Source organism: Niallia sp. NCCP-28 (assembly GCF_023168165.1).
In the GTDB taxonomy this organism is placed as follows: domain Bacteria; phylum Bacillota; class Bacilli; order Bacillales; family Cytobacillaceae; genus Niallia.
Window position 1 is genome coordinate 104,500 of the sequence record NZ_BQYJ01000008.1, and the last position, 23,808, is coordinate 128,307.

The following is a 23,808-nucleotide window of genomic DNA, read 5'->3' on the forward strand; positions in this document are numbered from 1 at the left end:
CTTCCTATATATGGTAATAACCATCTGATAGGAAGTCCCTTTTTAACAGCAGATTTTATCATTATCCTTTAATCTGCTTACACTAATTGAAACCGCTAATTCCTGTGTTCCATTGCCCATATATACGCCTTTTAATGGTGTAATGTCTCCATAATCTCGTCCTGTAGCAACACGGATATGCTGACTCATTGCCATCATATTGTTAGTTGGATCAAATCCAATCCATCCATATTCAGGAATATATACTTCTACCCATGCATGCGTTTGAGAATCTCCCCTCATTGCTGCGTCCTCGCCTCCATAAATATAGCCGCTTACGTAGCGAGCAGGAATGCCTGCATATCTGCATATTGCCAACATCACATGGGAAAAATCTTGGCAAACTCCTGATTTTTTCTCAAATGCCTCACTTGCAATTGTTTTAACATGGGTTGCTCCAGGCACATAGGAAAAATGAGTAAATATATATTCATTTAACTTTTGTAAAAAGATATATGGATTAACTTCTTCCCCAAGTGCACTTGTGACAGACTGCAGCATTTCTTCACTTAAAGTCGTATAATCGGTTGGTTTTAAAAACTCTGCAAACTGTTGCCGAAACGATTCCAGCTTCATTTTATGCAGTATCTGTTCATCTAAAAGGATGTTTCGCTTTTCATATTGAACATGTAAAATCGACTTTGTTTCCACAAGCAATTCATTATGGGGCTCCCAAATATAAAAAGTTGTCACTTCATTTCCCCAGTAGTCCATATGACTATAAGAATTTGCTTCTGGAAATATCGTTAAATCATATTCCAATAACTTCTGGTTATTGTTCGATAACGGCTTAAAGAGACAATGATTAATACTTTTGCTTACTGGCAAGCTATACTTATAATGGGAGCGTTGGAGCACTTCATATTTCATCTTGAACTTATCTCTCCTAAATAGTAAGTCTCCATGATGGCAATGCCAATTGAATCACATAGAGACTGTAATCTTTGACAGTACTTATGCAGAGAATCTGGAAGTTGATCTACTGACTTGCAGCGAACTTCTTTATTTAATTCTTCTAGTACTTCATATAATTTTTCAGAATATCCATTTACTTGCCTGTGCTCTAATGCCTGAAAAGCATTTACTAGCTGCTGTACACTGTAACTCACAGAACGAGGCAATGAATCATCAAACAATAAATAGTTTACAATTTTCACGGGATCCATCGAAGCCTGATATTTCTGAATATAAGAATCATATCCGCTTAAACTGCTCAATACCGAACTCCAATAATGATAATGTATTCCCTCTTTATCAAATCTTTCTGTCCGCTTTTGATTGTAATATACATCAAGGGTGCACGCCAGTTTTCTGATAACCTCTAAGTATTTGCCAAATACTATAAATAAATAGCCTTCTTCTCGAGACATTAAACCTGCTATGATTCCTTGAAATAAAAAATACTTTTCATTTATACTTTTAAGATAATTATTCAGCTCTTCTGTTTTGCCTATAGAAAAAGAGAACTTTTGTATTTGCAAGTATAATTCATTTATTACTTCCCATAATTCAATTGGAATCATCTCACGGATCATTTTTGCATTTTCTCTAGCGATTGTAATGCACGAATAAATAGAATTGCTATTTTCTTTTGCAAATCCGACATAGTGTATAACAGAATCGCGATCGTATTGCGTATAAAGAGCTTGATAATCGCCTTTATTGCTTGTGATTTCAATAACTTCTTTCCAATCATTTTCTGTGCCTAATAGCGGATCCTGATTTTCTAAAATACTAACCAATCTTACAGAGAGCAGTTTTGCCATACTATCTGCTCTTTCCATATTCTGAGCAATCCAATAAAGCGAGTCAGCAACACGGCTTAACATCCTTCTTGCCTCCTATCATTGATGGTGTTTCCCAATATCCAAGTATCTTTGCTTCCTCCGCCTTGTGAGGAATTGACGACAAGAGAACCCTTTTTTAAAGCGACCCTCGTCAGACCACCAGGAACAATATGAGGCACTTCATTTAAAAGTACAAATGCACGAAGGTCAATATGTCTTCTTTGAATGCCTTCTTTTGTATAGGTTGGCAGCGTAGATAATGATATAGTAGGCTGTGCAATAAAGTTTTCAGGATTTTTGATAATTTTTGCTCGAAATAGCTCTTTTTCTTCCACAGTTGCATGAGGGCCAATCAACATATTGTACCCTCCAGAGGAGTTTCTTTCTTTAAACACAAGTTCATCTAAATTGTTTAAAGCATAATGATAATCCTCTTTTTTGGATAAAATATATGTTTTTACATTAGATAGAATCGGTTCTTCCTGCAAATAATAACGAATCATATCAGGAACATATGCATATGTTGCTTTATCATCAGCAACTCCATTTCCAATTGCATTTGCAATCGAAACATTTCCTGCCCTATATGCATCTAATAACCCTGGTACTCCTATTAAAGAATCTTCTTTAAATTCAATTGGATCTAAATAGTCATCATCTATTCTTCGATAAATGACATCTACTTGCTGCAGTCCTCTTGTTGTTTTCATATAAACAATTCTGTCTTTCACAAGAAGATCTCTGCTTTCGACGAGCTCAATCCCCATTTGCTTTGCCAAAAAGCTATGATCATAATAAGCGGAATTGTACATTCCCGGAGTCAGCAAAACAATTACTGGTTTCTTCTTTTCGTCTGGAGCAATATATTTTAACGCTTCATGCATCTCATATAAATAATTATCTAATGATTGCAATGTATATTCTTTAAATAGTTCAGGAAAAAGTTTCCGCATAATATAGCGATTCTGAAAAACATAAGACAGTCCAGATGGATTGCGAATATTATCTTCAAGAACTAAATAATTTCCATTCTCATCTCGAATCAAATCAATGCCAGCTATAAAAATATGATTCTTTTTTGGCACCTTTACCCCGTATACCTGGTGATAAAAATGAGGAGAATTCACAATTAAATCTCTTGGCACCACTTGATCTTTTAAAATATTTTGATCTGTATAAATATCATCAAGAAAACAATTCAATGCCCTGACTCTTTGATGGAGCCCTTTTTCAACAATTTCCCATTCATCAGCTGGAATAATTCGAGGCAACGGATCAAAAGGCATCGTTCTTTCTGTTCCTTCATCATTATGATAAACAGTAAATGTAATGCCTTGACGCATAAAATCCTGCTCTGCCAATAAATGTCTATTTTTTATTGTATCTTCATCTAATGCGGACATATTATTCATTAACGATTGGTAATGCTTATGTGGTTTGTCATCAACCATAAACATTTCATCAAAAAAGTGATCTGCTGTCTCGTATTTTTTTATCATTCTCCTAAACACCTACCTTAAAATTAAGAATTATTTGATACATAAATAGAAGATTTCTTTATTTTTCTTAATTTTCAAAAAATAAAATTAGTGAGTGTTAATAAAGTAAAACTTCAATCAGTGGGGTTTTACTGCCCAATGCCGGATAAATTTTGGATTAACTATAAATTCCTATACAATTAATTCAAAATCAATAAGGCCAATTCTATATTCAGATAAAAAATTCCAATTACTTTTTCCTATTTACCATTTATTATGTAACTTTTTCTTACAATTGTTAGATTAACAGCGAAAATTGTCAAACGCTACTATATTGTCAGAAAATCTAACAATATTTATCGGAAGTTTTTTCCACACATTTTCTTAAAAAACCTTCCTTTTTTCCTGAATCTAAAAACTCATTAAATTACTTTAATTAAATAAAACCTTTTCAATACAGCAATTAAACGTTTGCTCCTTTTTCTATTAATAAACAAAATACTTAATCGATAAATAAGGCTCTAAAGAATAACTATAGTAAAAGAATATTATTTTCTGTTCATTTAAAAGAACTACTACTACTTTTACAAGCAAATACAATGAAACTTCAATTAAGATTTTGGGAGCATTTTTTCCCCCTAGATTTCTCGTTTTTTCTTATCACACTCCTTAAGTGAAGAGTAACAGTCCCTTAATGCGTGATAAATAGAAGAGATTTAATATTTCCTTTTTTGATTAGCTTTATAGAACTTTAATAATTAAAAAACTGCATATTATTGTACTTTCGTTTCTTTTCTATGAAGTTTATAATAAAATTTTGGTTATATTATTGATATAATCATATTAAGAACTAATTTTTTGTTTATATAATCAAAGAACCCTCCAATAAAAGATTAATCATAAAGGAGATTGCTTTTGATTACTTTCTAAAACGAAAAAGAAGAAGGGCGGATATATTGTGGATAACAGTTCTAATTTTATTAAGAATATTATCAAAGAAGATTTGGAAACAGGGAAGCATGATTCTGTCATCACTAGGTTCCCACCAGAACCAAATGGATACTTACATATCGGACATGCAAAATCAATTTTTATTAATTTTGGCTTAGCAGATGAATTTAATGGCAAAACAAATCTCCGTTTTGATGACACCAACCCTTTAAAGGAGGATGTCGAATATGTTAATGCAATTAAAAAAGATGTCGAATGGCTTGGCTACAAATGGGAAAACTTATTGTTCGCTTCTGACTACTTTGAAGAAATGTACAATCGAGCTATCCTGCTAATCGAAAAAGGCCTGGCATATGTGGATGATCTATCCGCAGATGAGATTCGTGAATATCGAGGCACACTTACAGAACCAGGTAAAGAAAGTCCTTTCCGAACTAGATCCATTGATGAAAATCTGCAGCTTTTTAAAGCAATGCGCAATGGAGAATTCGGAAATGGAGAAAAGGTTCTTCGTGCAAAAATAGATATGGCTTCACCTAATATCAATCTGCGCGATCCTGTTATTTACCGCATTTCTCATGCATCACATCATAATACAGGAGATAAATGGTGCATTTATCCGATGTATGCTTTTGCACATCCTTTAGAGGATGCAATCGAAGGAGTAACACACTCTCTTTGCACAACAGAATTCGAAGACCAACGCCCTTTATATGATTGGGTTATTAGAGAATGTGAAATGGAAAGCACTCCACAACAAATTGAATTTGGCCGTTTAAATATTACCAATACTGTTATGAGTAAACGCAAGCTAAAGCAGTTGGTCGATGAAAAGTATGTGGATGGCTGGGATGATCCACGCATGCCTACCATCTCTGGATTAAGAAGAAAAGGAGTAACGCCTGAAGCTATTCAAGCTTTCTGTAAAGAGCTAGGCATCTCTAAAGGGTCTGGAGCAGTTGATTCTGCTATGCTGGATCATTTTGTACGGGAAGATTTAAAATTAAAAGCACCTAGAACCATGGGCGTCCTTAATCCTTTAAAAGTTATTATTACCAATTATCCTGAAGGACAAGTAGAAATGCTTGATGCTGAAATTAATCCAGAAAATCCTGAGATGGGCACAAGACAAATACCTTTTTCTCGGGAAATTTATATTGAGCAAGAAGATTTTATGGAAAACCCGCCGAAAAAATATTTCCGCTTATTCCCTGGAAATGAAGTTCGCTTAAAACACGCTTATTTCATTAAATGTGAAGATGTTATTAAAGATGAAAATGGAAATGTAGTAGAACTGCATTGTACATACGATGTAGAGACAAAAAGCGGATCTGGTTTTACAGGCAGAAAAGTAAAAGGAACATTGCACTGGGTTGATGCAACACATGCTATTCCTGCAGAATTCCGTCTATATGAACCTCTTATTTTAGATGAGGACGCTGAAATGGAAGAAGGAAAAACATTTTTGGATTATGTAAACAATAATTCCCTTGAAATTGTGCAAGGATTTATTGAGCCAAATATGAAGGATGTTCAACCATACGATAAGTTTCAATTTTTCAGACATGGATACTTTAGTGTAGATGCAAAGTATACAACAGAAGAAAAACCTGTGTTTAATCGTATCGTTTCATTAAAAAGCTCCTTTAAACTTTAAATAATCTGCATGTTTTTACAGTAAAAGGGACGGTTCGCAAAGAACCGCCCCTTTTACTGTTTAGTGTTTTTCTTGGAAACTTCCAGCTATAGCAGGTTTTTGCGTATTTGCAAGCCAATCATATTGAAGCAAACGCAATTCAAATAATCGTAAAGGATCATGGAACATCTCCGGATTATTCTTCAGTTTCTCTAATACCTCTTTATATTCTTGTATTTCCTTTGAATTTTCTTCTATTGTTTTTTCCAGAACATTTTGCGGTGGATAAAAGAACATTCTAACATCCCGGTCGATTCCTTTTTCAAAGAAATCAAATGGGGCAATTAATGTTTCTACAATATTTGCAACTGCCTCGGAAAAATCTTCCGTTTCCAAATATTTATGGTATTTTGAGTGCAGCAACTTTTTATTTTGGGGGATATTTCCAAATATCTTCCCTGCACTTTTTAATAAAACTTGAGAAGGCTTAAATCTCAGCAATATATTCATTTTATCCATTCTAACTCCGCTAGTCATGCGATGTGCATCCCTTTGCCAATCCTCTAAAAGAGAATACTCGCCTGTTAATTGCAAATGATTCTTTTCATAAAGGCTATTAAACCCATCACACAATTCATCAAGATCCTGCTGACTTTTCATGAACTCTTCTTTAGAGCGTTCAATCCACTCAGAGATTTTATTGTATAAATTAGGGAGCAACGTTTGATTCACATAAGAATTAATTCTTATATTCATCTCATCATTAAGAAGAATATGAATTTTTCCAAAGTCGCATTCTTCCTTAATAATATCTTTGCATGACCTTAAAAGTTTCGGAATTTCTTCCTTAATCTCCTCTACTGCATTTTCCTTAAGGGATTCAAAACCTTCCGTAATTATTTGCGACTTTTCTGCCACTACATCATTGAGTTGATTTTTGGCTCCTTTTAACTTACTGACCATTTCCTCATGCATACCCAATGTTATTTTTAAACTTTCTTCCATATCAATTCGCTTATCCAATAAGTTGGTTATAATATCCTGTGTAACCATAATGCTCTTTGCCATACGCTCTTCTTGTATATTTCTTGCAGCAAAATGCTCCTGATAGAATCTGCTTATCTTATTTAGTTGAACACTTTTCTCCCCATGCTTTGCATACATTGTAATTTCACTTGCAGGAAAATAATGCTGAATGGTAGTCGTAACTTTTTGCAGCCTTTTGGCAGCTACTTTTTCATTATCGACCTCATCTATATAAACTAAAAACTGAATAGTGAGCTGCGGCACTTTTTCCTGGATTTCTATTAGTTTTTCATATTCATTATTAGAGAATAATGATTTTTCATTTATTACATAGATTAAACTATCTGCTAGCAATCCATATTCTAAATATTGGTCACTATTATTAAATGGAGCTGTTGTAACAATCCAATTATTTTCATGCAAATATTTAGATGGCACGCTTAATTCATATGCTCTTACTTGATCATTCTCCCTATTACTGCTTAACTGTTCATTATAAAAATCAGATAAATTTTCAATTATATCCTCATCTTCAACCGTTATTTCCTTAATTTCCAGATAATCATCATCTTTGATGGAAAGGAGACTTCTTATCTCTTCAGCTAAAATGGTTTGTCCGATTAACTCATTAATATATTCATTCACTCCGCTGCCTGGTGCCCCAACTATAAATAGATGATGTGCTGTTGAAGGAATACATGCCAATACTTTTTTGGCAAACATTTTATCGATTTTAATATCATGCTGATCGGCCCATTCTAAAACTCTTTCAAACAGTCGCAAAATATCTTCTAAATCAACTTCTGATTCAGAAATTTCATTTACTAAGCTTTCGGAAGCATCTATATAATGAGACTCTATTGTAGATGGAAACATATCATTCCATGCCAATATGCTTGCTGCTGCAACAATAGATAACTGCTCATCGGAAGCAGATAAGAAATTGCTTAAAATACTTGGAATGATGCCTTCAATTTCTTTGATTGAATATGCTCCTGCAATTAAATGCATATAAGTTTCTCCCAATACAGATGGCATATCTGTCCAGGATGCCGGTTCTTCTTTTATTACTTCATGCAATAAAAGATTAAATTCTTTTAGCCAGTCTAAATAATAGGCTGTTTTTCGGTAACTTTTCCATAAAGCTAAAGCAAATTGTTCAAATAATAAATGATCAAGCTGTTGAACATTTTTTAAACTAGTTAAAAAATATAATGGTTCATATTTGCAAGTTAATCCTAAATCAGCATACTCTATAAGCGCTTTATACCATGTTAGTGATTCCGTTCGCATCCCTTCGCTCACTGCTAGTTCAATGGCATCATCCCAATTTTTTTGCTCCTCAAAATAAGAGCGTGCAAGTGTTGTCATATTATTATAATCAGGATGGCTGACAATTAAATTTTTTATTGTAGCATGGGCCATCTCAAAATTTGCTTTTTCAATATAGAGAGCAAATAGTTGTAGAGAGATTTCCACATTCAATAGTTCTGATTCTGATAGGACCGATTTGTAGATGCCTTCTGCAGTAGATAATTCTCCTAATTGCATATATGCATCAGCCAAATTTTTCTTTGCCCATGGTTCTAGCTCATTGCCGATATTTTCCCATTTAAAAATAGCCGTTTCATAATCCTGATAGTGGAAGTACAATTCTCCCTGCGCAAACCGAATAGATGTTAAATCCGGTACATTTTTGCTTTGTTCCCCTATATATAATTTTCCCAATACTTCAATAGGAATCTCATTTCTGTCTTTTATATAGCCTTCAAAGTATTTTTTTTCTATTAATTTTCTTTCTAGAGTCATAACTTCCCCCTGCCTTATTTGGTAAATTAACCGTTAAATCTTATGAATAAAATATTGTATGCGCATTTTATAAGGAAAATAACCTTTTAATATCACTTTGAAATTAAGCTGTATTCATTGTAGCAAAACTCAATTCTTTCTTTATTGCGATTATAGTTCATTTTTATTACAGTTCGTTTACTGCCAGAATAAGGATACAGAATTCTCTGTATTTTCATCAAAAAAAGAATATCTGCTATATTTTCTTCTTCATTATTAGATTACTGAAAAAACAGACCTTCCTCTAGGGCCATTTTACCTTTTTACTATGCTAGCTTCTATTTTTATCTTTCATTTTAACATATTGTATCAAGACACAAAAAAAAAGAACTAATGAATATACATTAATTCTTTTTAAAAGTCTTTTATTTATCTTTTTTGCTTTTTTCAATTTTTTCTACCGGTGAATGCCCATACCAATCTTCTCTTTTCATTTTTCTTTTTTTTCTACTTCTCATAACAGCAAAAATGACAATAATAACAAATATTAAAAAAAGGGGAATACCAAATAAACCATAAAGCACACCGAAAATACTATTTAAAAAATCCGACATTATAAAACCTCCTCCGCAACACCAACAAATTAAAACGCTTCGTACTTTTAGCTGATAGTTATACCATTCCCTATTTGCTTAAAAATAAAACAGATTTATCTGGAAGCATTAATTAAAAAAAATCGTAATTTTCTACGATTTTTTTTCAGGAAGTTTCTCTAAATATTCAATTGCTTCATGCAAAGTTCGAACAGGCACTATCTTAATCTCATATCCTTCTTTTTTCACTTCATCTTTGATTTCTTTTTCATTTGTATCTTGGCTAGTTACATCTTCAGGATAGAAAAAAATATCTACTCCCGCTTTATGTGCAGCCACAATTTTATGGCGAATGCCGCCAATTTGTCCGACATTTCCTTTTGCATCCATTGTGCCTGTACCTGCCACTTTATATCCCTTTGTTAAATCTCCCTTTTCCATCTGATTATAAATCTCTAAAGAAAACATTAATCCAGCAGAGGGCCCTCCAATATTTTCACTATTGATATCTACTTCCAAAGAAGGATTAATACTCATATTATTTTCTGGACTTATTCCAATGCCAACTTGGCCTGTTTTTTTATTGAGCATAATGACTTCTACTATTGCCGTTTTTGTTTTTTTATTATGTGTATACTGCAATTCTACTTTGTCTCCAGCTTTTTTTTCTTTTAAGTAGGAAATCATCTGTTCTGCTTGATTGACTGTTTTCCCATCAACTTTATGAATGATATCACCAACTTTAATAGCAGATTTTGCTTTTGAAATAGAAAGCACATTGGCTACAAACACTCCATTATATTGAAATTTGACCTCTTTATTCGCTTCATGAAAACTTGCAATAATCGCACTTTGTTTGGAGGAATCCATCATATGCAGAAGCAAACTATTATATTCTTCATCTGATAGGGTTCCTCTTACTTCTTCTTCCTTTTTAATTTCTGTATGTGGAGCTACTAAACCGTATAACCATATGTATGGATTGCTTGCCTTAATAGAATATACTGTCGTCAAATTTAAACTGCCTTTTTCTGTTTTATGTCCATCTTCTACCGTTACTTTAGAAGCAAGTGGCTCTATGGAACCTGGCTGGTTTAAATAATAAGGAGTCGGTATAAATAGTAATATTAACAATATCCCAATAATGCTTATATATACTTTTTTCACATTCCTACTATTTCTCATACTTCTCATATTTTTCATATTAAATCCTGCTCCTTAATCAATTTCTGCTGCCTACATTTATATCATAACTTTCTTTTATAAGCTTAAAAACATGTTTTTAATGCAACTTTTACTCTCCTCTTTACGAGTGCAATTAAAACATTCAAGCAGATCCTACCCTTTATATTCCTTTAAAGCATCTCGTAATAAAAGAACTCCTTTTTTAATTTGTTCTGGTGTTAATCCTCCGTATCCCATAATAATTTTTTGTGTATGTTCTCCTTTTTTTATACTATATTCCTCAACAGGGTATATACATACCCCCTTTTCTTTTATTTTTTGTACTAGTTCTTTTTTAAAATCAATGCCTGCCATTTCGACAACTAGGTGCATTCCTGCAGCTTTGCCAATAATCTTTGCCTGATGAAAATGCTTTTGAATATTATTTACCAATACCAGTCTTCTTTCCTGATATATTTTTCTCATTTTGCGTATATGTTTGTCGAGATAACCACCTTCTATAAACTTTGCTAAAGTATGCTGCTCAAGAGTCGAGGTATGGCGGTCTGTAAACCATTTTAACTTTTGAAAATTTCCCACTAAATGTACCGGCAATACTACATATCCTATTCTTAAACCTGGAGATAATATTTTACTAAACGTGCCGACATACAGCACTCTCTCTTGATCAATACCTTGCATGGCAGGTACTGGTGCTCCTTCATATGTAAATTCACTATCATAGTCATCCTCTACAATATAACAATTCATCCTTCTTGCATACTCAATCAGTTTTAAGCGCCTTTGAATGGATAAGATGCCGCCAAGTGGATATTGATGGGATGGAATAACAAATACAAAGTTCGGTTTTTCTTTTGGCAATAATTCTGGGATAATGCCATTTTCATCAACAGAAACTGGGTAGATTTCTGCTTTTGCATATGTAAAAATATGGCGCATTTCATCTGTAACTGGATCTTCTACTGCGATATAATCTGTTTTTTTATCTGTAATAAGCAATTCCGTTATAAGCTTTAGCCCCTGAGTTGCTCCTGAAGTAATAATAATTTGCTCTGGCTGACAATGGACACCTCTTGCTCTCTGCAGGTAATTGACTAAAACATTGCGCAATTCTTGTATGCCACAAGCGCTGCTATAGCCAAATATAGATTGTGGGGACTCCATGCAAATCTTCTTTGTTAAATCTCCCCACTTTTTTCTTGGGAAATGGTCAATAGCTGGACTGCCTCCTCGAAAATCAATAATAGAATCTTCTAGTTCCTCTTTCTGCTTTTTTTCTATATCCAACTTTTTAGCACCAATATGTTCTAGAGAAGTGCCTTTTGCAATAAAGGTTCCTGATCTTGGTTTAACTTCAATATATCCTTCAGCTAAAAGACGATCATACGCTTCTAAAACTACATTTCGCGACACATTAATAATTTTAGCTAACTCTCTTGAAGATAATAGCTTTTGGCCTTCTTTCAGCTTCCCATCTAAAATTCCATTGCGAATTTGTTCATAAACCTGCTGTGTAAGAGACTTGGAACTTTTCCGATTAACGGTTGTAAAAATCATCTTATTTTTAGCATCACCTTTCATCTGGCACTATAATTCCATTTATTTTCTGGCACTATTATATACCAGAATAACATGTTACTATTTGAAAAAGAAATTAGGAAGGGAACAATCTATATGAAAACAATCGGTCTAATTGGGGGACTAAGCTGGGAGTCTACTGCTGACTACTATCGTCTCATCAATACATTTATAAAAGAAGAATTAGGTGGTTTGCATTCAGCAAAATGCCAAATATATTCCTTCAATTTTGAAGAAATTGTTTCCCTGCAAAAGTCAGGAAACTGGGAAAAAGCAACAGAACTGATGATAAATGCAGGAAAAACACTAGAAAATGCTGGAGCAGAATTAATAGTAATCTGCACTAATACTATGCACAAAATGGCCTCCGAAGTTCAAGCAGCTTTATCTGTTCCATTAATTCATATAGCAGATGCTGCTGCAAAAGACATTACTCACCATGGTTTAAAAAAAGTAGGACTATTAGGCACAAAATTTACAATGGAACAGGATTTTTATAAAGAAAAATTAGCCCAATGGGAAATTTCCACTATTATTCCCAATGAAACTGATAGACAAATTATTCATGATATTATTTTTAACGAGTTGTGCCAAGGAAAATTCCTTTTCGAATCAAAAGAAAAATATAAAAAAATTATGAATAAATTAAGAGAGGCAGGAGCAGAGGGAATTATCTTAGGATGCACAGAAATCCCCCTGCTAATTACAGAAGAAGATATCGATATTCCTTTATTTAATACTACTTATTTGCATGCTAAAGAGGCTTCTGCAAGTGCTTTATATTCACCAATTTCTAAATAATTGTAAGGTTTGGGTAAGGTTAAGAAGCTGAGGCAGGTAGATTTTATTAGAAGGGGCTTGCTTATGCCCCTTCTATTTTTTCATCCGTTAAAAAACTCTTTATCTTGAGCAATTGCTTTCGAGAGAGTAGAGGCGATGGCAACTTTATCAAAAGACAGGCCAAGTTGAATAGCAGTCGTAGCTATTTCTGGCCTAATCCCAGATAGTGTGGCATGTACTCCAATTAAGCTTAATCCATGAATTAATTGAAAAATTTGATGTGCGACCATTGTATCAATAATGACTACACCAGATAGATCAATAAATAATTGCGAAACTTTTTTTTCCGCACATTGCTTTATTGTATTTTCTAAAATAGAAGCAGCTCGTGCTGTATCAATATCACCCACCAAAGGCAAAAGAGCACGGTTTTTGCTTAATAAAATAACAGGAGAACTTAATTCATTAATCATTTCTTGCTGTGCAATCAATTGCCTTCTTGAATAATAATGATATTCCTCTGTATATTTCAAAATAATAATATCAAATATCTCCACAATTAATCGATTCCATTTATTTATTCTGTTTTCATTACTTGAATTCTCTTTTACAAATTCTTGTACTAACTCAAAGTATTGCTCTCTTGTCCGAATAAATTCTCGAATAATATAATGAATAGGCGTACTTAGGTGTTCCTCATCTGAGGCAATTTTTAAAATCCATTTTTGAAATTCTTGAAAAAAACTAGACTTTTCTTCAATAAACACTTTAGCCAAATAATGGTGAAACTCATTATTTTGCTGCTTTAAAGTACGTATAATCTCTGGATCTGTAGAAGAATAAACGCCTTGTGAATCACTTTTATCCAAGTTTTTATACCACTCATCCGTTAATCGTGAAGCATTCTTAATAAAAAACTGATATAACTGTTTATTCCTTTGCAAAAAATCCCACCCTCTTTTAGACAAACTTGCCTTCTCTATTTATAATTTTACAAATTTATATATGTTAAACTTAAGTCTTTCAAAAAAAAAATACAAGTATTTTATCTATTTAGAATTATTGTTTGATTATTAGCAGTGAAATAACAGTTATCAGCAGCCTTTTACTTAATGATTAATCGAATTGTATTTCCAGAAGGATCAGATACATAAAAAATGTCATCTTTTTTCTCAATAACTTCTCCTAATTTCTCCACTCTCTCTGCTATCTCGTTTCTTTTTTCCTCAGTTGGTATCTTTAAATCAAAATACTTCAAACCTACATTTTCTGCTTTTGGAGCAGGTATACCTCTTCCATTCCAAATATTTAAACCGATATGATGATGATATTTTCCTGTGGAAATGAAATATGCTTGTGTTCCATATTTTTGCACAATGTCGAATCCTAATCCTTCTACATAAAAGGCTACCGTTTTTTCTAAGTCAGCTACATGCAGATGAATATGTCCAATGATACTTCCTGCAGGAAGGCCATTCCATTCGTTATTGCTTCCAGCTTCTAAGACACCCTCTGCATCCATTGCCAATGTACTCATCTGAACAAAATCATTTTGCCATTGCCAATTTTCTGCTGGTAGATCACGATATATTTCAATGCCATTGCCTTCTGGATCTGCCAAATAAATAGCTTCACTGACATTATGGTCAGATGCCCCTTGAAGCGGAAATCCACTTTTCAGCAAATGCTGCAAGATAATTCCTAAATCTTCTCTAGATGGAACTAAAATGGCGAAGTGATACAATCCTGTAGTTCGGGTATTTTTTGACTCTGCCTTTTCTAATTGTTCTAAATATAATAAAGGTGTTGTTCCATCTACTGTCAATACTGCGTTTTTATCGGTTTTAGCCAATAATCTAAACCCAATTATATTCTCGTAAAACTTTATGGATGTTTCTAAGTCCTGAATTTTTAAAGTTAAGCTAGTCGGATATATATTAGGATATGAATGAAATTGCATGATGAAATAGCCCTACTTTCTTTATCATTTATTTAACAATCTTTATATTACTTACTTTATGTAAGTAATTATATTTTAGTAATTATTTATTGTAAAGTAATTTAATTGTATTTAATAATATTTTTACTTAAAATAATAGTTATTGTATACTAGTAGGGAGGAGTGATGCAAAATGAACACATCCGCTATTTGTCCAAAATTCGAAAAAGCGATGGGAATTTTAAGCCAGCGTTGGACTGGTCTTATTATTTATCAACTACTCAATGGTTCCCAGCGTTTTTGTTCTCTTGAATCATCTATAGGAATAAGTGGAAGATTACTTTCTGAACGTCTAAAGGATTTAGAGCAACAAGGAATTATACGCAGAGAAGTTTTTCCAGAGACACCAGTTAGAATAGAATATTCTCTCACGGAAAAAGGAAAAACCCTTGAGCCTCTTATGAAGGAAATAGAAAAATGGTCGCAAATATGGATAAAAGAGCAAGACCTTTAATGCCATCCGCTTAACTAAACAAAATAATGTTGATGATATAATAGAGAATACTTTTTAATTTGAAACTTCACTCAGCGGCACTGATTGTTAGTTGAACCAATTGGGCTTTTATGGTTTAGTTTCTCCCCATCTAAATTTCTTGTTTTCTGTTAATAAAAATGAATATACAAAAAAGAGGAGATTCTTCATGATTCTCCTCCTATTTTCATATAAATATATAATAAAAAGTATGCTGTAGCGTGCAGTTAAGGACCTATAGAGGCAATGCAGTTTCAAAAATAATCAGCTTCCTACTCGTAGACTACTAATCCTCATCTTTAATATCTCTATCTTCTGGAATTGGCTCATTTAGAAGTTCTTCTACGTATCTTTTATATTTTTCCACTTGTTCTAAATGAGTGTTAAACTGCTCTTTATTTACTAAATACTGTTGTCCATCAAACAATGCTCGAATCTTTTTTTCTAAAATTAGTTTCTGCACCGCTGATTCGGCGACAGATAATAATTCCGCAGTTTCTTTTGTTGTTAAATACATGTTTTCTGCACCTCTCTTATGCTTGTATCAGTTATTCGATTATATAGAACTAATGTATCATTCGGTTTTATAGCTTATATTTTCTTTACAAATGTTTATTATTGTCTTTATACATTTAATAAATAGACTTGTTATATTTATTATACAGCATACTAGCCTTATCTTAAGTATGCCGAAACAATTGGAATACAATAAAGGGAGGAAAAACAAAAATGATGATGGTAATGAATACTTTGTTTTTATTAGAAGTTGCAATAACATTTGGTTTTATTTTTTACAAAACATTCCTTTCCACATCTGAGAAACACTAGCCTGCCCTATTCACCCTTTCTTCAGCCTTCTCTTTGGATGCATACCCGTTATCAAGCTTATACTATTAGCAATAATAGTTGTATTGATATTAAAGGGAGGCTTTATTATGTACTATGCTTTGGCAGCCTTCCAATAATAACTATAATTGGAGTGGCAGAAGCTAATAAAATTTATGCTAGACAATATTATTTAATTTTTCTATGCATTTCTTTTATTGATTTATGGCTATTATAATTGGCAATCCATCTTTAAAGAAAAACAAACTTAACATTTGTTTAATTATAAGGTTGCGCCACCCTATATATACGCAACCTTCTTTATCTTGCAAGTGTTAAATTAAGCTGGTAAACTTCTTTTTCTCCATTGTTCTAATTCCTCCACTTTCATTGGTTTTCCAAAATAAAAACCTTGAAGGCCAATACTTCCATTAAAACTTGCTAAAAAATCTGCTTGTTCTTTTATTTCTACTCCTTCAATAATAATATTTAAATGAAGGGATTGACCAAGTGAAATAATTGCTTGAATAATTTCCGAGTCTTTTTGGGAGTTTGGTATTCCATCCACAAAAGACTTGTCTATTTTCAATGTAGATACAGGCAATCTTTTTAAATAAGAAAGAGACGATACACCGGTACCAAAATCATCCAAAGCAACGGAAAATCCATATTCTCTAAATTGAGAAACAGATTTTATCGCTGCCTCTATATTTATTACCGCACTAGTTTCGGTCATTTCCAGTTCCAACACATTTGTATCCAGTTGATATCTCTTTAGACAGTCTTTTAAGAAGACCAAAAGCCTCGGAGCAGTCACATATGTTCCAGGTATATTTACAGCCACCTGCATTTCCTGCCCATCTTTTTTCCATTCTACAATTTGTTTGCATACCTCATTAATCAGCCAATCTGTGACATCAAACATTTTCTCTCCTGACTCTAAAATCGGAATAAATATTCCCGGTGATAATGATCCATATTCAGGATGCTGCCAACGCAATAACGCTTCTACTCCTAATGTTTTGTTATTATGGGCAGCTATTTTCGGCTGATAAACTAAATAAAGTTGATTGTTTTTCATTGCTTCATCTATATCTTGAATTAACCGTTTATCAAATGAAGGCTGATGAATAGCTGGATTATACAAAATAATCTCATGTTCATATACTATTGAATGATGGCTTAAGACCGCATTCACTTCTTTTAGGATTTTTTTTCCTTTATTTGTTTCATTTGGCAAAGAAAAAGCTGTTGCAACCTTTATATAAATCGTTTGCTCATACACGGTAATTGGATTAGAAAGGGTCTCCGATAATTTCTTTAATTCATTTATTAATGCAGTTGATTCTCCTTGGTCAAATAAAAAAGCTAGACGATTCCCTTCTAGCCGGTACAGACTGAATTTTATCGGCTTAATTTGTTGACATAAATAAGCAATATGCTTAATAATTTCATCGCCAAAAGCATAGCCAAATGAATTATTCCATTTTTTCAATTCATGAAGATGCATTACCGCTAGTCCCTTTGATACATTAGGAATTTCCAATATCTTTTCTAATTGTTTTCTATTTGGCAGCTTTGTTAACGCATCAAAATAGTTAAATCGATAATCTACATATCTGTCTAATAAGCTGGATAAAAAAATTAACAGCAAAAATACAGTAATGCCTAATGTCAAAGTAATAATTAAAATCGCCATATCCATATGATGCATATGTTCATGAGAAATACTTTTTGTCTTAGGCACATAATATCGGACAGCATACATTCCTGTATAATGTATGCTTGCAACCGCTCCCCCTAAAATAAGGGATGCCACAAGCTTTATCCAAATTCTATTTATCCATTTATATAATTTTGTCAACACATATAACGAAATAAAGGAAGCTAAAATGGCAATAATAATAGAAAGTACAAAATAGCCAAAGTGATAGACGTATCTTGCCTCTACTTTCATCGCCATCATCCCAAGATAATGCATAAAAGAGATTCCAATCCCCATTATAACGCCTGATAAACTATAGGTTAACAATGTCTGCTTTGGAAAACTCACAAGAAAAAAAGCTAGAAAAGAAGCTAACATCGCTGGCAATATAGAAATTGCTGTTAATAAAGGATCATATTCCATTTTAACTGGAAGCTGCAAAGCACTCATTCCTATAAAGTGCATAGACCAAATGCCGGTTCCCATCGAAATAGATGCAAGAATTAACCAAATATATCGAGGAAAAAAACTATGAGATATAATCCGCTCATTTAAAGAAATTGCTGTATAAGAAGCTAAAAAAGCAATAATAATTGATAAAACAACTAACAAAATCGAATAATGCCCATCCACATAAATAAATTTTTCTGTATTTGGTAATAGGAACATACCATTCTCCTTTAAATGCTTCTATAAATAACAGGCATTTTCATTCATTTAACCACTAGATATTTTTACCTACTACAATGAACTATACTAGGTTAATAGACAAAGCACAACAAATCCTTTTTGTTATATTCATCCATTATTTCCCTTAGTTTTCTCCTTGATAAATTAAAAACTTCTCTCTATCACTTTGCCTTGTTTTAGAGAGCTGTATCTCTTGTTTTACAGAAAAATAGGGATGATTATTTAAGTACAAGCAATACTCATCTGAAGGATAATATAAAATGATTTCTATATCTCTTTTGTTTCTTTCTAATGAATAAAGAATATTATTTATTATTTTGATAAAAATTTGAATGGAAAAAGGATTAAAAAAATAGAAACGATTATCTAATGGAGCAATTTCATACTCTTCTGCCTTACATAGCTCGAAACGGATTTCCCCCATGCTGTTTTTTCCCTTATAGCTATAATTTATACGATTTTTTAAGGCATCTTGATAATATAATTCATTAAATTCCACTCCTGTTACTGTTGCTTGAAAAAAATAATGAATAAAAAAATTTAATCTTCCTTTTCCACAGCCGAAATCAACAACATGATCACTGCTTTTTAATGTATATTCGCTAAATAATACCTCTAAATATTTATATGGAGTAGGCTCATAACGATGATAATGCAACGATTTATGAAATCCTTGCTGATAGCCTTCTGTATTAATATGAAGTAATTTTTCGTAATCTTTCTCTTTCATTTTTTTCCTCCTGGGTTTCCATAAACAGCTTTAAATTCCCCTCTAATCATGGCAATAAAATCATCTGGAAAACTTTACTTTTCCCTTCCATATTATTTATATAAAGAAGCCTTTTTTGCAAATGATTATAACAAATTTTTTTATAAAAACTTACTTTCAGCTGTACAATGTAAAATTATATTTTGGTCCGTGTTGCTGTTTATTGGGATTCTTGGATGGCTTTTAGCCAAACCGCTTCATAATATTTAAAAAAATTGTCACTGTCTCGTCATAGTTTGTTCATATCTATAAGATAAGATATAACTATCTTAATAATTTTACTTTTTTCAAGTTCCCCCTTGAAAAATATATTTTTATTCCAGCTAACCTTTAGCTGGAATTTTTTCGCAAAACTAAAAAAGTCTGAAATGATGGACAATGTTTGTTCATCATTTCAGACTTCAACTTCCCTACTATTTAATTTCTCACCAAATAAAGCCTTGATTCATACGGCTCCATACTTACTGTTTGCAGCTTATCTTCTGATGAATAATTAGACATCAATAAATGATTATAGGAAAGATTTATACATTCTTCCGATTGAAGCGTCACTTTCTTTTCTGAGAAGTTGCCGACAAAAACTAATTTCTCTCCTTTATATGTTCTCATATAAGCATAAATTGATTCCTCTTCTTCTGCTATTTGTTTATAATCCCCATAAATAAATACGGGAAATTTTTTTCTCCATGCAATTAATTGCTGATAATAATAGAAAATAGAATCTAAATTCTCTAGTTCATTTGCAACATTAATTTCTTGATAATTTGGATTCATATTTATCCATGGTTCGCCTGTTGTAAAGCCTCCATTCCTTGTCATATCCCAATGCATAGGTGTTCTACTGTTATCCCTGCTTAATGGTTGAAGGCTGGCTAAAGCTTCTGAAGGATTCATTCCTTTTTCTGTCAATTCCTGATACTTATTTATCATAGCGATATCATTATAATCCTTAATTGAAGGAAACTTGACGCCTGTCATGCCAAGCTCCTCGCCTTGATAAATATAAGGGATTCCTGGCAGTGTATGCAGCATTGTAGCAAATAGTTTAGCAGAAGCAACTCGATATTCCTTGTCATTCCCATACCTTGTTACCAATCGGGTATGATCATGATTATTCAAAAATTGAGAATTCCATCCTTTTCCCCATAATCCTTCATACCAGCGTTTTTGAATAGCTTTAAATCGTTTTAAATCCCATGTCGGCATTTCATCGCATACTTCAAAATGGAATAAAGTATCTAATTCCTTTCTGCTTTCCTCTACATAAAGCAAACCTTCTTCCGGCGAAACAAATGCAACTTCTCCCACAGTCAAAGCATCATAATGAGCAAAAACCTTTTTGTTCATCTCTTGCAAGAACTCATGGACACCTGGATTATTTGTTAAATAGCGAATATCTTCAGGTTTTTTGACATTTGGATATCCTGCTGGTTTAGCAAGCAGTGCAATTGCATCTAACCTGAAACCACTTATGCCCTTTTGTAGCCAAAAATGCATCATTTTATAAATTGCTTCACGAACTTCTTGATTTTCCCAATTTAAATCTGGCTGCTCTACAGCAAAAGAATGAAAATAATATTGTTCTGTATTTTTATCATATTCCCATGCAGAAGGACAGAAATAGGATCGCCAATTATTTGGAGGATTTCCATCCTTTCCATCACGCCAAATGTACCAATCTCTTTTTGGATTATCCTTGCTTGCTTTGGATTCCAAAAACCATGGATGTTCATTGGAAGTATGATTGACTACTAAATCCATAATCACTTTAAGATTCCGTTTTTTCGTTTCTTCCATTAACTCTAGAAAATCTTCCATTTTTCCTGCTTTAGGCATAATTTCATAGTAATCTGATATATCATACCCATTGTCTTTATCCGGAGATACATAGAAGGGGTTCAGCCATATTACATCTACACCCAAAGTTTTAATATAATCTAGTTTTTCTATAACTCCGCGCAAGTCCCCATAACCATCTCCATTGGAATCATAGAAGCTCCTCCAATACACTTGATATACAACGCTTTCATTCCACCAATGCTTTTTCATCTTCCACCTCTTCATTTCGACTGACTGCCAACTTATGAAAAGAACCTCATTCTTTATAAGAAAGGACTTTTTAAAGAATGAGGTTCTCCTTGCTTTGCAAGGATTAGTGTATAAAATATACTCTTGTTTCGTATGGTTTCAACGCAAAATTCTTCTTCAATTTTTTCTCTTTCACTTCATAGTTATGAAGTGCCAATTCGGAATACTTATAAGAAACACTTGATGGCACTTTAAACATTGTTTGCTTATCGCTGAAGTTATTGATGATAATCGCCTTTCTTTTTCCTAACGTGCGAGTATAAACAAAAAGTCTTGGATGATTGGCCAGCAGCAGTTCATATGTGCCATATGTGAATAAAGGACTGCCTTTTCTTAATTTAATCAATTCCTTATAGAAAGATAGAATAGAATTTGGATCTTTTTCTTGCTGTTCCACATTAATTTCTGTATAGTTTGGATTTACGCCAAGCCAGGTGTGATTGAAGGTTGTAAATCCTCCCATATTTTCTGCATTCCATTGCATTGGAGTCCTTGCATTATCACGGCTTTGGGCACGGACAACTTCCATAATCTTTTCATGAGGAACTCCTTTTTCTGATTCTACTTTATAGTAATTAATCATGCCGACATCATTATAATCATCAATGGAAGGAAACTCTACATTTGTCATGCCGATTTCTTGCCCTTGATAAATAAATGGTGTTCCTTTCATTAGAAAATACATGGATGCAAGCATTTTTGCACTTTCTTTCCAATACTTTTGTTCATCTCCCCATGTAGAAACACGGCGGGGCTGATCATGATTTTCAATAAAAAGAGCATTCCATCCTCTGCCCTCTAAACCGTTTTGCCATTTTGACAATATTTTTTTTAATGCTACTACATTTACTTTGTCTTTTGCATCCTTTTCCCAGAGGTTCAAAAATTCAAATTGAAATATCATATTAAAATAGCCGTTTTCTTCGCCGACCCATCTATCAGCATCATCTAAGCCTACTCCATTTGCTTCTCCGACTGTCATAACATCATATTTTTTTAGTGTCTCTTCTTTAAACTCTGACAGAAAATCATCTATGCCCTCAACATTCATCATATTTGGAAAACATGGAACATAGTCTAACCCTTCTGGATTTTCCATATCTGGAAATTCTGGTCTCTTTTTAATATGAGAAATTGCATCGACACGGAACCCATCAATTCCTTTATCCAGCCACCAATTAACCATATCATGCAATGCATCTCTCACTTCTTTGTTTTCCCAATTTAAATCTGGCTGGCGTGCAGAAAAAATATGCATAAAATACTGATCTGTTTCTTCATCATATTTCCAAGCAGAGCCTGAGAAAATGGATTCCCAATTATTTGGCTCTTTCCCGTCTTTTCCATCTTTCCATATATACCAATCTCTTTTTGGATTATCCTTTGAAGATTTTGATTCAATAAACCATGGATGCTCATCACTCGTATGATTGATCACCAAATCCAAAATCATTCGCATCCCCCGTTTATGCACCTCATATAAAAGCTCGTCAAAGTCTGCCATTGATCCAAATTCATCCATAATATCCTGATAGTCTGATATATCATAACCATTATCATCATTAGGAGATTTATACATTGGCGATAGCCATATTACGTCTATTCCCAGATCTTTTAAATAATCTAATTTAGAAGTAACCCCTTTTAGATCTCCAATTCCATCTCCATTGCTGTCCATAAAACTGCGCGGATATACTTGGTATGCTACACTTTCTTTCCACCATTTCTTATTCATATACAAAACTCCAATTCTTTTATTAGAAAAAATCTGCTATAATTATTATTCTTGATTTAGTTGGTTATCCCTTTAAAAATATCTTCTTCTTCATTATTAGAGATTAAGAATATATATGAAACTGTTTACATTGACAGGTAGGGTGGAAAATATTGAACTCTAATTTTAATAAGAAGGCACCTTATCTTCATTCATCAATTAATAAAATATTTAGGAGGCAAAAAGATGTCCAATATGCCAAATTGTCCGAAATGCAACTCAGAATATACATATGAAGATGGAAACTTTTTTGTTTGTCCAGAATGCGCTTATGAATGGACAACTGAACAAACATCTGAAAATATAGAAGATGCAAAAGTCGTAAAAGATTCAAATGGAAATATTCTACACGACGGAGATTCTGTAACCATTATTAAAGATTTAAAAGTAAAAGGAAGCTCTTCCACCTTAAAAATAGGCACAAAAGTAAAAAGTATTCGCTTAGTCGACGGCGATCATAATATCGACTGCAAAATCGATGGATTTGGTGCAATGAAATTAAAGTCGGAGTTTGTTAAAAAAGCTTAAACCATAAAAAGATGTTCTCTACAAGAAGTAACCACTCTTATAAAGAACATCTTTTTTATATAGTTATGCAAACCACCGTCTGAAGAGGCTTCACTTTCCGCAGGTTTCTACATGCAT

Annotated in this window: 18 protein-coding genes; 4 read left to right on the forward strand and 14 right to left on the reverse strand. The window is 33.0% G+C overall.

What is annotated here, in order from left to right:
• Positions 1-42: 42 nt before the first annotated feature.
• From NCCP28_RS19000 to NCCP28_RS19010, 3 genes are read right to left on the reverse strand one after another with little or no spacing between them, the layout of a single operon-like run.
• Complete coding sequence (locus NCCP28_RS19000) at positions 43-909, reverse strand: transglutaminase family protein (RefSeq protein ID WP_248562796.1); 867 nt, start codon at positions 907-909, stop codon at positions 43-45.
• Complete coding sequence (locus tag NCCP28_RS19005) at positions 906-1,868, reverse strand: alpha-E domain-containing protein (protein WP_248562797.1); 963 nt, start codon at positions 1,866-1,868, stop codon at positions 906-908. Before NCCP28_RS19005 ends, NCCP28_RS19000 begins: the two co-directional genes overlap by 4 nt.
• The gene (locus NCCP28_RS19010; protein WP_248562798.1) at positions 1,862-3,325 is read right to left on the reverse strand and encodes a circularly permuted type 2 ATP-grasp protein; all 1,464 of its coding nucleotides are present in this window, start codon (positions 3,323-3,325) and stop codon (positions 1,862-1,864) included. The genes NCCP28_RS19005 and NCCP28_RS19010 overlap by 7 nt, the downstream gene beginning before the upstream one ends.
• A gap of 937 nt (positions 3,326-4,262) precedes the next feature.
• On the opposite strand from NCCP28_RS19010, the gene NCCP28_RS19015 reads away from it, so the two are divergent.
• On the forward strand, positions 4,263-5,912 hold the full coding sequence (locus NCCP28_RS19015; RefSeq protein ID WP_248562799.1) for a glutamine--tRNA ligase/YqeY domain fusion protein: 1,650 nt from the start codon (positions 4,263-4,265) through the stop codon (positions 5,910-5,912).
• 60 nt (positions 5,913-5,972) lie between these two features.
• On the opposite strand, the gene NCCP28_RS19020 is transcribed toward NCCP28_RS19015, so the two are convergent.
• The 4 genes from NCCP28_RS19020 to pdxR form a co-directional block, all read right to left on the reverse strand.
• Positions 5,973-8,726 carry a tetratricopeptide repeat protein gene (locus NCCP28_RS19020; RefSeq protein ID WP_248562800.1) on the reverse strand — a complete coding sequence of 918 codons (2,754 nt, stop codon included), beginning with the start codon at positions 8,724-8,726 and terminating at the stop codon, positions 5,973-5,975.
• Positions 8,727-9,130: 404 nt separating this feature from the next.
• On the reverse strand, positions 9,131-9,319 hold the full coding sequence (locus tag NCCP28_RS19025; RefSeq protein ID WP_248562801.1) for a hypothetical protein: 189 nt from the start codon (positions 9,317-9,319) through the stop codon (positions 9,131-9,133).
• Positions 9,320-9,451: 132 nt separating this feature from the next.
• A complete protein-coding gene (locus NCCP28_RS19030) occupies positions 9,452-10,501 on the reverse strand; it encodes a SepM family pheromone-processing serine protease (protein WP_248562802.1) in 1,050 nt (349 codons plus the stop codon).
• A 135-nt stretch (positions 10,502-10,636) separates the two neighbouring features.
• Positions 10,637-12,040 carry a MocR-like pyridoxine biosynthesis transcription factor PdxR gene (gene pdxR / locus NCCP28_RS19035; RefSeq protein WP_248562868.1) on the reverse strand — a complete coding sequence of 468 codons (1,404 nt, stop codon included), beginning with the start codon at positions 12,038-12,040 and terminating at the stop codon, positions 10,637-10,639.
• Positions 12,041-12,157: 117 nt separating this feature from the next.
• On the opposite strand from pdxR, the gene NCCP28_RS19040 reads away from it, so the two are divergent.
• Positions 12,158-12,862 carry an aspartate/glutamate racemase family protein gene (locus tag NCCP28_RS19040; RefSeq protein ID WP_248562803.1) on the forward strand — a complete coding sequence of 235 codons (705 nt, stop codon included), beginning with the start codon at positions 12,158-12,160 and terminating at the stop codon, positions 12,860-12,862.
• Positions 12,863-12,942: 80 nt separating this feature from the next.
• Here the strand turns inward: NCCP28_RS19040 and NCCP28_RS19045 are convergent, their stop codons facing one another.
• Positions 12,943-13,785 carry an STAS domain-containing protein gene (locus NCCP28_RS19045; RefSeq protein WP_248562804.1) on the reverse strand — a complete coding sequence of 281 codons (843 nt, stop codon included), beginning with the start codon at positions 13,783-13,785 and terminating at the stop codon, positions 12,943-12,945.
• Positions 13,786-13,946: 161 nt separating this feature from the next.
• Positions 13,947-14,801: a VOC family protein gene (locus NCCP28_RS19050; RefSeq protein ID WP_248562805.1), complete on the reverse strand. Its 855-nt coding sequence runs from the start codon at positions 14,799-14,801 to the stop codon at positions 13,947-13,949.
• A gap of 172 nt (positions 14,802-14,973) precedes the next feature.
• Between NCCP28_RS19050 and NCCP28_RS19055 the strand changes: the two genes are divergently transcribed.
• The gene (locus NCCP28_RS19055; RefSeq protein WP_248562806.1) at positions 14,974-15,294 is read left to right on the forward strand and encodes a winged helix-turn-helix transcriptional regulator; all 321 of its coding nucleotides are present in this window, start codon (positions 14,974-14,976) and stop codon (positions 15,292-15,294) included.
• A 304-nt stretch (positions 15,295-15,598) separates the two neighbouring features.
• Here the strand turns inward: NCCP28_RS19055 and NCCP28_RS19060 are convergent, their stop codons facing one another.
• The 5 genes from NCCP28_RS19060 to NCCP28_RS19080 form a co-directional block, all read right to left on the reverse strand.
• Positions 15,599-15,829, reverse strand: coding sequence for an excisionase family DNA-binding protein (locus tag NCCP28_RS19060; protein WP_248562807.1), 231 nt, complete (start codon positions 15,827-15,829; stop codon positions 15,599-15,601).
• 648 nt (positions 15,830-16,477) lie between these two features.
• On the reverse strand, positions 16,478-18,511 hold the full coding sequence (locus NCCP28_RS19065; RefSeq protein ID WP_248562808.1) for a bifunctional diguanylate cyclase/phosphodiesterase: 2,034 nt from the start codon (positions 18,509-18,511) through the stop codon (positions 16,478-16,480).
• Between the two features lie 145 nt (positions 18,512-18,656).
• A complete protein-coding gene (locus NCCP28_RS19070) occupies positions 18,657-19,262 on the reverse strand; it encodes a class I SAM-dependent methyltransferase (protein ID WP_248562809.1) in 606 nt (201 codons plus the stop codon).
• A gap of 456 nt (positions 19,263-19,718) precedes the next feature.
• Complete coding sequence (locus NCCP28_RS19075; protein ID WP_248562810.1) at positions 19,719-21,350, reverse strand: glycoside hydrolase family 13 protein; 1,632 nt, start codon at positions 21,348-21,350, stop codon at positions 19,719-19,721.
• Between the two features lie 103 nt (positions 21,351-21,453).
• Positions 21,454-23,124, reverse strand: a complete 1,671-nt coding sequence (locus NCCP28_RS19080; RefSeq protein WP_248562811.1) for a glycoside hydrolase family 13 protein — start codon at positions 23,122-23,124, stop codon at positions 21,454-21,456.
• Positions 23,125-23,349: 225 nt separating this feature from the next.
• On the opposite strand from NCCP28_RS19080, the gene NCCP28_RS19085 reads away from it, so the two are divergent.
• Entirely contained in the window at positions 23,350-23,691 is a 342-nt protein-coding gene (locus NCCP28_RS19085; RefSeq protein ID WP_248562812.1) for a zinc ribbon domain-containing protein YjdM, read from the forward strand.
• The last annotated feature ends 117 nt before the right edge of the window (positions 23,692-23,808 follow it).